Raw genomic sequence first — 12137 nt, 5'->3', positions numbered from 1 at the left:
GCAGCGTCGGCGCCGACCGCGCGGAAGGGATACTGCCGTTTCCCTATCGCCCCTCGGGAGGTGGGGGTTATCGGATCGCCTGGGCTGCGGCAGCGCCCTGAGCGATGGCGGCGTCGGCGGAGGCGCCGAAGCCGGCGTCGCCCACCGTGAACCGTTGCCAGCTTCCTGATCCGAGCACGACCGGTGCCGGCACCGTGCCCTGCGAGACCAGAACCGGACCGGACTCGTCGATCCATTGGCGGGCTCCGTCGCGTCCGACGAGGAGGCGATTCGGCTCGATCGCCTCCAGAGTGGTGCCGAGCAGGATCCGCACCGCGGGGTTCGTGGTCAGCCGGGGCACCACGAGGATCTTTTCGCGGCGGCCGGCTTCCGGGGCGAGTTCCTGCTGGGCGCCGAGCAGAAGAACGCGGACTCCGGTAGCGGCGATGGCATCGGCGACGGCGAGTCCCGCCCGGTCGGCGCCCCAGACGGTCACGCTCGTACCGGCGGGCCCGGGGTCGTTTCGCGCAAGCCAGTCGCGCACACCGGCGACCCTCGGCAGGTCGATACCGGGCACCGCGGGCAACGCGTCAACGCCGCCGGCTGCCACGATCACAGCGTCCGGCGCGACGTCGGCGACCACGGCCGGATCGGCTCGTGTGGACAGCCGCACGTCCACGCCGGCGCGGGCCAGTTCGCGCAGGTACCAGGCCATCAACCGACCGAACTCCGGGCGGCTGGGAAGGCCGGCCGCCAGGCGAAACTGACCACCGACGGCGGCAGCCGCCTCGAGCACCGTCACCCGGTGGCCTCGCGCCGCCGCGCGTAGCCCCGCCTCCAACCCGGCCGGTCCCGCCCCGATCACCAGTACGCGCCGGCGCGCGGTCGTCGGCGGGGCGAGCTCCGACTCTCGCGAGGTTCCAGGGTTGACCACGCACCAGATCGGCTGCTGTGTGTGTACGACGTCGATGCATCCCTGGTTGCAGGCGATGCACGGCCGAGGGGCGCCGCCGTCCAGGACGATGCGGGCCCAGTCCGGGTCGGCGTGCAGCGCACGACCGATTGAGACGAGGTCGGCGGCGCCCCCGGCGAGCACGGCCTCGGCGGCGTCACCGGTGGAGATACGGCCTGCGACCGCGACCAGCGGCCCGAACCGCCGGTAGCGCGCGGCGTGCGGCGCCAGCACACCGCGAGGGAACTCACCCGGCTGGACGATCCATTCGCCGGCCTCGTAACTGCCGGCCGAGACGTCGATGACGTCGACCAGGTCCAACCGCATCCGCGCGGCCGCAGCGAGCGTCGCCTCGGCATCGAGCCCGTCAGGTACCCCCCTCCATCGCGGAAATCCGCAGGACGAGCGGTGCGTCCGGAACGGCGTGACGGACCGCGACGATCACCTCGTTCACGAACCGCACCGGGTCGGCGTACCGGTCGGTTCGGTGGTTGGTCCGTGGCGAGAGGAACTGGTGTATCAGGTAGCCGTGAGCGGCATGCAGTCCGACGACGTCGGCGCCCGCATCCACGCAGCGGCGTGCCGCAACGGCGAACGCGTGCACGATCTGGGCGGTTTCGTCGGTGGACAGCTCGCGGGGAACGCGCCCGGCGTAGGGGACAGGCGAGGGCGCCACCGGCTGGTAGCCCGACACGTACGGTTCAGCGACCCGACCGGCGTGATTGAGCTCCACGCCGAGCAGCGCCCCCTCACCGTGGACCGCGTCGCACAGAGCCCGCAGACCCGGGGCCACGTGATCGGCGTGGGCGCCGAGTTGGAATAACCTGCCGCGCCCGTCGGGCCGGACGTAAGTCGCCTCGGTGAACAGCAGAGCGGCACCTCCGGCCGCGCGGGCTCGCAGGTAAGCGATGTAGCGCTCGGTGACCCGGCCGTCGCGCGTGCCGTAGTTACGCTCCATCGGCGCGGCGACGATCCGGTTGCGCAGTAGCAACCGGCCGACCCGCAGCGGCGATGCGAGCAGTACCGGCCTGTTCGTGGTCGCGGAGATGACGTCCTCCCTCGGATCCGCGGGCCGACGCGGTGTGCGTTCCAGCGCCAGGACGGTCTGCTGACCTCCACCTGTCCGATGGGGCGTGGGCCGGTGTGGGAACCGCGTGGTCGCGGTCACCCGGCGAGTGCCGTTCTCATGGACGATGGCGGGTCAGCTGCCAATGCGCGACTGTTCGGCTTCGAGGATCGTGGTGCGGGCGTCCGGCTGCAGGAGGTAACCGGCTCGAACGTTGCGCTGCGTCACGCGGACGACCTGAGCGACGTAGGCCCGGTGCGACGGGTACAGCGTGGCGAGAGTGGCCTGGTCCAACGGCCGGTGCCAGCCGTAGGTGCTGCAGCCGGTCGCGTCGTTGGTCGCGGTGGCCACTTCGTGTTGCGAGAGCCGGATGCCGCCCAGCGCGTTGCCGTACTGGTCGCGGGTGATGTCGGTGGTTCCCGGGACGGTGCTGATCCGCGGTGCGGTGGGGGGCGGTGTGCCTTTGCGGATCCATTGGATCAGGTGCTGGGCGGCTGCCGCGAACACGTAGCGGCTCGGGATGAGCGAGATGGGCTCGGCATCGGGCGGCAGGCCGGTACAGAAGGTGATGGGTGCAAGGTCGTCGCGGGCATTGTTCGGGATTCGGTACTGCACGTTCTGGTAGGTGGTGTGCGGCGCTCCCGCTATCTGCCACGTGCGCAGGGTGCGGCCGTCGGGCTGATCGTTGCTTTCCACGGTGCCGACCGTCAGATCCCACTCGGACATGACCTTGAACACGGGAGTTCCCAGGCGGTCGAACGCGCGGTCGCGGCGGATCACGTGGTCGAAGATCGGGATGGCCAGGAAGAATCCGTCATAGACACGTGCCATCGGGTGCACGGAGTTGACGTAGGGGATCAACCGGGCAGCCGACTGTGAGGCACCCGTCGCGATCAGCGTGGTTCGGGCGAGCCCATGCAGTGGGTCCACCCCGGCCGGCTGCCGCAGCGCCTGACCGACCTGCGACAAGATGTCGTACGCCAGGTTGTTGACCTTGACGTTGCCGGGAGTGAGCGGCGTGTCAGCCGAAGCGGGGCAGCTGCTGCCCGGGAGCGGCTCGACGTTGAGCGCGCCGTACCGGTGGGGACTCCATGCGCGCAGTTGCTGGACGACGTTGTTCTGCAGCGACAGGCCCACCCAGGTGGCGCCGGCGCGTATGTATGCCTCGTAGCTGGTCGCCGCCCATGTTGAGTCGATCTCGTAGCCGCTGGAGGCGTTGAGCCACTCAACGACCACGACGCCGTTGGACTTGTCGCGATCCAGCGGGCGGCGCACGATCATGCGCGTGTTGTACGGGTTGCCGCTCTCGATGACCGTGCCGGTCTGTAGCCGGGGTGTCTCGTAGCAGCTAGCCGTTCCCGAGACGAAGAACTCCTCCTGCACGTAGCCGTGACTGGACAGCCAGGCCGGATCCGTGGATGCGAACGGGTAGTCGTGCGTCTCGTTGCCGACGAGCCCATGCGTCACCGGACCTGTCACCACCGGGTTCGCCACCTCGGTCGGAGCGGTCGACGATCGGCCGTGCGCCGGCGCGGACACCGTAACCTCCGCGCCGGCCATGACGCGGGCCGGCTGTGCGATGCTCGCAGCCGGCGGGAGGCCCACCAGCAGAGCGGCAGCCGCCAACCCGGCCAACGTGCTTGGCACCCGAAGCGATCGGTTGTCCGACATGCGATCCTCCCATCGTCGGAAACTGCCTCGATCACCACTCGGCAAGCGCTGCAGCCGTGTAGCGCTAAGCCGAGAGACTCGAGGCGACCAGGTCGTGAGGTGATTGGATCAGAGCCGCTTCTTGTCCCAGGGGTACCGGAACGCGGAACGGCTGTAGTACCGGACGACGTTTCCGTCGCGGTCGACTTCGCTGCTGTAGTGCTTGAGGAAGTCCCACAACAGCGGTGACTCCTCGGGCATGGTGTTGTGCGAGCGGTACAGGTTCTTGGACAGCTTCAGTACGGGGACTCCGGTGTCGTCGTCGCGCCAGGTCCAGGTCTGGAAGCGGTTGTGCCAGCCATGGCGTTTGCCGGCGACGGTGTCCACGTCGGCGAGTGTGAGCCCGTGGGCGCGCAGGTGGTACTGCGCCCAGCTGTCGAGCGAGTTCTGCGTGTCGTCCCAGAGACCACCGGCGAGGAAGCCGAGGTCGCCGTACCCGTAGATCTGGTAGTTGGGGATCGGCCGGCCGCTGGCCGGAACCTGGACACCGTCGATGCCGACGGTGCCTGCGGCGTCCGGGGCGGTGGTGAACGACGTCGAGGCAACCGCGGCGAAGTACTCCGGGTAGGCGATCGCGAAGTTCTGGGTCACCGCACTGCCGGCGGACTGCCCGGTGGAGTAGAACCGCGTCGCGTCGACCGCGAACTCGTCGATGATCAGGTCGCGCAGCTGCCGGTAGAAGGTGTGCGAGTCGCGGTGGCTGACCGAGACGGAGGTGTTGCTGTACTGCTCGCCGATGACGACCAGAATGCATCCTTCGCGTTCGGCGACCTTCCACCACTGGGCGGCGTCGAAGAACACCTTGGCGGTCTGGCTGTTGCCGGGCCAGACGAACACGACCGGCGCCCGATCGCGCCACAGCCGGCGCGCGGACTCAGGGACGTAGATCAGGTACTCCCGCAGGTAGCTCTCGACCATCATCGTGCGTACCTCGACGCCCAGCTTTGCGTAGTCGGCGCGCTCGAAGAGCTGGTTGCCGTAGGCGAAAAAGTTCTCGTACCGGGTGTACCGGGTCAGGAAGTCGACGATGCGGTGCGAGCTCATCGGGCGCTGCTGGACGGCCACCTTCGAGATCGGGCCGGCGTACGACGTCATCCACCGGCCGGAGTCGTGCCGCTGCGGGTACACGGTGCCGAGGATCCGGTCGTCCCGGGTGCGGTGCCCGGTGTCGTTGGCCCGCTTCCAGTAGGACAGGCTCGCGCCGATCGAACTCCGGTCGGGGTGGATGTACCAGGTGGGCAGGACCGTCTCGTCGTACCTGATCAGATCGAAGCCTTCGGGAAACTCGACCGGGGTGTAGCTGCCGTCGGTCTCGCCGCCGAACTCGCGGCCGGCGTAGGAGCTCAGATAATCCGCACTGAGCCCCGGCGAGTCGACGTACACCTGGCTGATGACCCGCAACGGGTGCGCGACCGCCCATGCCTCCAGAGCCGCGGCGCCGGCACCGTAGCCGACGAGGTAGTGCAGACCGAAGATCGAGAAGTAGCGGTTGTTCTGGAAGAACGCCATCGCGGCCTCGATGTAGGCGGCTTCCTCCCGGGCGCCGTCCCAGCCGTCCGGGCCGGGTTCCAGGACGAACAGGCCCTCCTCTCGCCGGTCCGCGATGCCGGCCCAGCCGGCCCGCTGCAGGAACTCGCCCGTCTCGACGCCGTCGGGAACGGCGATCACCGTGTAGTAGGAGCGGATCGGTGTCTCGGGGGAGATGTACACCTTCGCTGTGCGGGTCGTGCCGGCGATGTCGAAGGACTTCGTCCAGTACCCGGTCATCTCCCGCGGCAGCTTGTTGGCGCGCGAGTAGTCGTACGCCGGGAACGGGCGGCCGTCGAGCGGTTGCGGTTCACTGACCTCGCCCCGGGTCCGCCCGCCGGGGCGGGCACCGGCGGCCGGCAGGGCAGTGGTCTGGCTCGCCAGAGCCGAGGTCACCGCGAGGGCGGCGGTTCCCTGGAGCAGGCGGCGTCGATCGATCGTGCTCATGGCGATGGTCCTTTCGCCGATGATGGTTGGGTGTCCATGCCTGACGGGCGAGGGGGTCATGAGGGCCGGCGGCAGAGACCGAGCCCGGCGAGGCTTGCGTTGCCGCCTCGCCGGGCGCGGCGGCGGTGTCCTACTTGCGGACGCCCACCGTCGCCGTCGACGTGAGCTGCTTCTGGTCCCCGTCATGCAGGAAGTTCGCCACCAGCGTCAACGGCACGGCGTCCCCCTGCGGCACGTTGTTGTCCAGGTCGGCCTTGTCAAACACCACGACCAACGTGCGGCCGATCGCCTTGGCTTGCCTGGCCTTGACGGGTGCCTGCGACAGCGGCGTCCGCAGCTCGACGTCGCCGTCGAGCCGGTAGCCGGCCGGTAGGCGCAGCGTCGCCGTCACCACGCCGTGCACCGCGGTGAAGATCCCGGTCCGCGAGCCCAGGTCGATGGTCGCGGGCACGAACCGCAACGCATCCGGCAGATCCTGTGGTGCCGGATACACCTCGATCTTGCCGGTCGGCCGCGGGTCGGTGCAGTCGTTGAAGTAGTACTCACCAGCGCGGTCGAACGTGAACTCGAAGCGCTCCCCAGGGTCCAGCCGAGGGTTGAAGAGCCCTTCGAAGAACTGGGTCGCGCAGTGCGGCAGCTGGTTGGGGAAGTTCGGGAAGGTCTCCGCTCCCGGGTTCAGGAATGTGACGGTGGTTCCGACCGGCACCCGCAGGTGAGTCGGAGCCATGCCGCTCTGTGAGGTGCTGTCCCGCGCCGCGGCGGTGTCCGCCGTGCGGTTCTGGCGGCCCAGGTAGACAGTGTTGTTCACCGTCGCTCCTTCGACCGGACCGCCTTGGACGGGACGGCGGATCGTCAGCGGAGCAGTGTCCGGCCCCTCCTGGCTACCCGACTCGGTCGTGTAGGTGCCGCCGAGCTTGAACGCCCACAGCGAGTCGCCCTGCGTCACCGAGCCGCCGTACGGGTTCGTGGAACCGGCGGCGAGAACGGCGACGTACTGTTCGCCGTCGACCATGTAGGTGATCGGAGCGCCGGAGATGCCCGACCCCGTCTGGAACTCCCACAGGACGTCACCGTCGCGGGCATCCATCGCCAGGAGGCGGCCGTCGATCTGGCCGGCGAACAGCAGGTCGGTCGCGGTCGTCATCGGGCCCTGGCCGTGCGACATGTCCGTGCCGAGGTGGTTGCGCCACTTCACCTTGCCGCTCGAGGCGTCGTAGGCGAGGATGCCACCGGTCTGGTACTGACCGATCGCCCGCTGCCCGTTGGCCGCGGCACCGTTCCAGTGCGCCACCGGGTTGGTGCCGTACGGGTAATAGACCAGGTTCGTGCTGTGGCTGTAGGAGTTGTTCGACCAGTCGGCGCCGCCGTTCTGGCTGGTCGTCGACAGGATCGGCAGGTTCCACTGAGGGTCGTACATGCAGCCGCGGCGGTGGTCCGAGGGGTAGCCCTGCGGGTACGTCAGGAACGGCTCGTCCGCCGCGACATAGCTGTCCGGGTTGAAAACCAGGTCGCCGTCCGCGTCAGGTTGGTAGCCGTTGTAGTTAGGCACGGCGCGCCACGGGTCACCCGGGACGTTGCGCGGGTCCAGCTTCTGCCAGACGACGCATTCGGGCAGCAGGCGCTCCGTCGGGAAGGGCTGGGTTTCGGCGTTGTGCTGCCGGGAGTCCTGGATCATCGGCTTGTCGACGACCGGAAGCACAGGCTTGCCGTTGGTCCGATCGAGCACGAACTGATGCCCCGACTTGCTGCCGTAGAAGACCACCTTGCGCTTCTGGCCCTTGATCCTGATGTCGGCCAGGGTCGGCGGATGGACGTTGTCCATGTCCCACACGTCGTGCCGGATCGACTGGTAGTGCCACTTGTACGCACCGGTCTTCATGTCGACCGCCACCATGGTGGTGGAGAACAGATTGTCGCCCGGGCGCAGGGAGCCGTCCTGCGAGCTGTTGCAGCTGCGCGGATTCCCGAAGGTCATGTAGTAGTGGCCGAGGTCGGGGTCGACGGCGCCGTGCATCCACGGCGTCGCACCTCCTTCGAGGTTGCACTCTGTGCCGTCGGGCAGCACGGGCCCCCAGGTGGCGCCGGCGTCGACGGAGTTGCCGTTGACGTCGGTGTAGATGGCTCCGCGGTCCGGTCCGCCGAAGAAATGCCACAGGTAGCCGCCGTCACTGGCGCGGACCGCGACGACCGCGGCGCGGTCGCCGTTAGCGGCGTGGGCGTACACCACGCCGTCGTTGTACACCGTCGCGACCCGGTCGAGATTACCCAGGTCGACCCCGGCCTGGATCGCCGGCTGCACGACCCAGACCTGCTCACCGGTGTCCTTGTCGAGGGCGACGATGCGATCGCCGTCGGCGAGCGTGTAGATCTTGCCCTGGCCGATGGAGACGCCGCGTCGCGTGTCCGCCGTCTCGAAACCCTCCGGTGCCCACTTCCACTTCGGCTCACCGGTCGCGCCGTCGACGGCGATCACTTCGCCGCCGGGCGTGTCTAGGTAGATGACCCCGTCGGCCACGATGGGCGTCGTCTGCTGGCCTACGTCGTCGCTGGCCGGCGCGACCGCCGAGACGTGCGTACGCCAGACCGGGCCGAGCTTGTCGAGGTTGCGCTTGGAGATCTGCTTCAGCCCCGAGTAGTGCTGGTTCGCGAGGTTGCCGCCGACGGCCGGCATGTCCGCCCCCGTCGGCTCCAGACCTGGCGGTTCCATCTGTTCGACGCCCTGTCGGGGGCCCTGGGCGACTGCTGCCGACGGCCCGACGGCGACAGCGACGGCGAACAGGATCGGTGCGAGAATTCGTGGTTTCATCGATCGCCTCCCGCTATGGCTACTTGCGCTTGGCCGGTGTGCAGAACGGTTCGAGGCCCATGGCGGACTTGATGCCGTGCTGAAGGTGCGCCTGGAACTCGGCTGCGCCGGGGAAGGTCGAGTTCTGCTGGAAGGCAGCCCCCTCGTGTCCGAGGGTCGTGACCCAGGAACGGCCACCGTCGTAGTACTGGCACCAGGTGACCGGATGGAAGTCGCGATGTCCGGGGTGCGACCCTTCGCCGCCCGCGCCGTCGGCCAGCGTCCGCTCGTCGACGGTGGCGAGGAAGTTCACGTTGGTCGGGAACGGGACGAGGTTGTACCACTCGTCGGAGAATCCCCAGCGTCGCGGAAGGGCCTTGGTCGACACGTCCCGGTCGTTGACGACGACGACGTCACCGGGCTGGCTTCGCCCGTGGTTGTAGTAGTTCGCGTTGCCGAGCAGCCCTTCATACCACTGCCAGCCGTACTCCGTACCGAAAGCGTTGTGGACGCCGACGAAACCGCCGCCGCCTTGGATGTACTTGCGCAGCGACTCCCGGGCCCAGTCGAGGCGGGTGCCTCCCACCGCACCCCGCGCGTGGTTCCACAGGGTGTCCCGGGTGGGGCTCATGAAGATCACGGCTCTGTAGCTGGAATTCAGCCGCTCCATCGCCTGGACGTCCTCGGTGACGTGCACCTCGATGCCGTCGGCCTCCAGCATTCTGACCAGCCCGGCCTGCGCCACATTGGAACTGTCCAGGGGCCGTGGCCAGGCCGCCGGGTCGCTGTGATCGTGCGTGATCACGTAAGGCCGGGGAAGTGCAAGGCCTTGAACACTCGTGTTGTCGGGATCCAGGACGCGCCCGAGGTTCGCGTGCCGCGGTCCCGCCGTCCGGGAGTACACCAGCACCTTGTTGTCGCGCTCAGTACCCCAGTCGCTGTAGCAACCCGGGTCGACTCCGCGGCACACGCCGTACACCGGGTCGATGCGGGTCGGCTTCCCTTGGTGCTCTGTCGGCGAACCCTTGAACGCGAGAGCCGAAGCCGGCGCGAGGATCGCAAGCGCCGCGAGAGGCACCACCGTCTTGAGCCAATTGTTGTTCACGCTGGGAACTCCCGTCTGGAGGCGGATTCCAGTTGCATGCGATCTTGTTCCCCTCATCGACGCCGGACATCGACCGTTTATGTGGAAGCGGCCTTGTCGCGCCAAGCTGACGCACCTGCTTCCGGGCAACGCTGTGCTGGCTGGCGAACTGCGTGCGGTGGGTGGTCCTTCCGCTCGGCGTGCAGGCGGCATCGCCGGACGCCGAGATGTCCTCGGTCCGCATAGTGGACTCGTTGTACCGCTGGACAGACCATAATGGCGAGTGGGCCTTCTCACAAGGTGGCGGCGCACGCCCTTCAGGTATCGATGGGCGCCGTTGGGGTGAGGCGAGACGCGGGCGCTATGGGGGCGGTGCGCGTTGACGCCGACTCTTTCCAGTTCGGGCCGGGTCGGCTATAACTAACCAGCCGGTACATTATTTCGGGTTGAGTTGACCGCCTGGTGGACCAATGGTTGGCGGGATGGCTTCACGATCGACCGGCAGTTCACCCATGCCGCGCAGGAAGGCAGAGCGGTCGTGCTCATCGCCGAACATGATGCTGCGGCAAGCCCGTCGGCCTGGCTCGCCCCCACCCACGCCTCGTCGATTCCGCGGAGCTGCCGCGAATCGGCGGCTGATCCCGGCATGGAGGCTCGCGACGGCCGTTTGCCGGTGTCGCTCTCATCCTCATCATCGCGAACGCCGGGGGCCTGCTCACCCCGATCGGCGACCCGCCGCTCTACCTCGGCTTCCTCAAGGGCGTCCCGTTCGAGTGGACCTTCCGTCTCTGGGCACCACGGCGGCGGCGGTCCGTGCGGGACGGCCGCAGGTGGTGTGTCCGTTCGTCGGCGATCAGCCGTTCTGGGGTGCGCGGATGCGCGCTGGGCGTCGCGCCGGCACCGATCGCCCAGCGGCACCTGAGCGCCCCGAGATTGGCTGCCGCGATCCTCCGGGCGCTCGATGATGCGGCGATGAGCACCGCGGCCCGCCGGCTCGGTGAACAGGTCCGAGCAGAGAGCGGCACCGCTGTCGCGGTCGACGCGCGTTGGAGCGGATCGCGGCCGGACACTGGTAGGAGGTTAGGGCGGCGGGTAGGTGTATCGCTGCAGCCACGGGCCGGGCACGGTAGGTTCATCGGTAGGTGTGCCGGGAAGCCTGGTCGGCGATGTCGTCGCCGTGCCTCGCTGAAGGAGTCCCGTGTCCGGAACCCCGTCTCGTCCCGCCCGCCACCTGTTCGGCCGGGGTAGCTGGCCTGAGGTCAACCGCATCGGTGACATCCTGCGTACCGAGACCGTGGGTGGCGCGCTGCTGCTCGGCGCCGCGGTCCTGGCGCTCATCTGGGCAAACTCGCCGTGGTCGTCGGGATATCAAGATTTGATCGCGTTCAAGGCCGGTCCGCACGCCCTGCATCTGGATCTCACGCTGGCGCAGTGGGCGGCGGACGGGCTGCTAGCGATCTTCTTCTTCGTTGCCGGGCTCGAATTGAAACGCGAGTTCGTCGCCGGCGACCTGCGTGATCCGCGGCGGGCGATGCTGCCGGTCGCCGCCGCGGCCGGCGGCATGGCGGCACCCGCGTTGATCTACACGGCGATCAACGCCGGTATGGCGGGTGGGGCGTTGTCCGGGTGGGCGGTCCCGACCGCCACCGACATCGCGTTCGCCCTCGCGGTCCTCGCGGTGATCTCCACGCATCTGCCGGCGGCGCTGCGCACGTTCCTGCTCACCCTCGCGGTGGTCGACGACCTGCTGGCGATCCTGATCATCGCGGTGTTCTACACCAGTTCCCTGCACCTGCTGCCGCTGGCCGCTGCTCTGCTGCCGCTCGGATTATTCGCGCTCTTGGTGCAGCGGCGGGTCCGCTCGTGGTGGCTTCTGCTGCCGCTGGCAGCCGCGACGTGGGTACTGGTGCACGCGTCGGGCGTGCACGCCACGGTCGCCGGGGTTCTGCTCGGATTCATGGTCCCGGTGATCCGCCGAAGCGGCGGGGAGGGCCCGGGTTTGGCGGAGCACTTCGAGCACCGCTGGCGGCCGTTGTCGGCCGGCTTCGCGGTGCCGGTCTTCGCGTTCTTCGCCGCCGGGGTGTCGGTCGCCGGGGCTGGCGGGCTCGGCGAGACGCTGCGGGATCCGGTCACGATCGGCATCGTTGTCGGTCTGGTGGTCGGCAAATGCGTCGGTGTACTGGGGTCGACGTGGCTGGTGCAACGGTTCACCCGCGCCACCCTCGGTGATGGGGTGAGCTGGTGGGACGTGCTCGGCCTGGCGCTGCTGGCCGGAATCGGGTTCACCGTGTCGCTGCTGATCGGCGAACTCGCGTTCGGGGTCGGCAGTGAGAAGGACGAGCACGCCAGGATCGGCATTCTCGCCGGGTCGCTGATCTCCGCACTGCTGGCCATGGTGGTCCTGCGGGCCCGTAACCGCCATTACCGGCAGTTGTGCGCGGCGGAGGAACGGGACACCGACGCCGACGGCATCCCGGACTTCTGGGACGACGACACCGTGCGGCGCTGAGCGCGCCGGGCCTTCCCGCTGGGGGCGAGCGGGCGTACGGTGAGCGGTAGGTGTGCCGGGAAGTCTGGTCGGCGGTCA

At 68.7% G+C, this 12137-nt stretch carries 8 protein-coding genes; 2 read left to right on the top strand and 6 right to left on the bottom strand.

What is annotated here, in order from left to right; translation table 11 throughout:
- Positions 1-67: 67 nt before the first annotated feature.
- The 6 genes from I4J89_RS38590 to I4J89_RS51120 all read right to left on the bottom strand — a co-directional run bounded on the left by I4J89_RS38590 (position 68) and on the right by I4J89_RS51120 (position 9571).
- Positions 68-1258, bottom strand: a complete 1191-nt coding sequence (locus tag I4J89_RS38590; RefSeq protein ID WP_196419137.1) for an FAD-dependent oxidoreductase — start codon at positions 1256-1258, stop codon at positions 68-70.
- 40 nt (positions 1259-1298) lie between these two features.
- On the bottom strand, positions 1299-2099 hold the full coding sequence (locus tag I4J89_RS38585) for an oxidoreductase (protein ID WP_196419136.1): 801 nt from the start codon (positions 2097-2099) through the stop codon (positions 1299-1301).
- Positions 2100-2132: 33 nt separating this feature from the next.
- Positions 2133-3557 (bottom strand): alpha/beta hydrolase domain-containing protein, encoded by a 1425-nt coding sequence (locus I4J89_RS38580; RefSeq protein ID WP_230860341.1) that lies wholly within the window; start codon positions 3555-3557, stop codon positions 2133-2135.
- A gap of 219 nt (positions 3558-3776) precedes the next feature.
- The gene (locus I4J89_RS38575; protein ID WP_196419134.1) at positions 3777-5681 is read right to left on the bottom strand and encodes an alpha/beta hydrolase family protein; all 1905 of its coding nucleotides are present in this window, start codon (positions 5679-5681) and stop codon (positions 3777-3779) included.
- A 130-nt stretch (positions 5682-5811) separates the two neighbouring features.
- Complete coding sequence (locus tag I4J89_RS38570; protein ID WP_196419133.1) at positions 5812-8487, bottom strand: outer membrane protein assembly factor BamB family protein; 2676 nt, start codon at positions 8485-8487, stop codon at positions 5812-5814.
- Between the two features lie 19 nt (positions 8488-8506).
- The gene (locus I4J89_RS51120; protein ID WP_309238662.1) at positions 8507-9571 is read right to left on the bottom strand and encodes a ThuA domain-containing protein; all 1065 of its coding nucleotides are present in this window, start codon (positions 9569-9571) and stop codon (positions 8507-8509) included.
- 663 nt (positions 9572-10234) lie between these two features.
- Here I4J89_RS51120 and I4J89_RS50300 point away from each other — a divergent pair.
- Both I4J89_RS50300 and nhaA read left to right on the top strand, forming a co-directional pair.
- On the top strand, positions 10235-10798 hold the full coding sequence (locus I4J89_RS50300; RefSeq protein WP_309238664.1) for a sodium:proton antiporter: 564 nt from the start codon (positions 10235-10237) through the stop codon (positions 10796-10798).
- On the top strand, positions 10749-12059 hold the full coding sequence (nhaA, locus tag I4J89_RS38555; RefSeq protein ID WP_196419131.1) for a Na+/H+ antiporter NhaA: 1311 nt from the start codon (positions 10749-10751) through the stop codon (positions 12057-12059). Before I4J89_RS50300 ends, nhaA begins: the two co-directional genes overlap by 50 nt.
- The last annotated feature ends 78 nt before the right edge of the window (positions 12060-12137 follow it).

Origin of the sequence: Actinoplanes aureus (assembly GCF_015704865.1) — a bacterium.
GTDB classification, from domain to species: Bacteria; Actinomycetota; Actinomycetes; order Mycobacteriales; family Micromonosporaceae; genus Actinoplanes; species Actinoplanes aureus.
The sequence above is the reverse complement of the archived record's forward strand: the minus strand, read 5'-3'. Positions and strand labels throughout refer to the sequence as shown.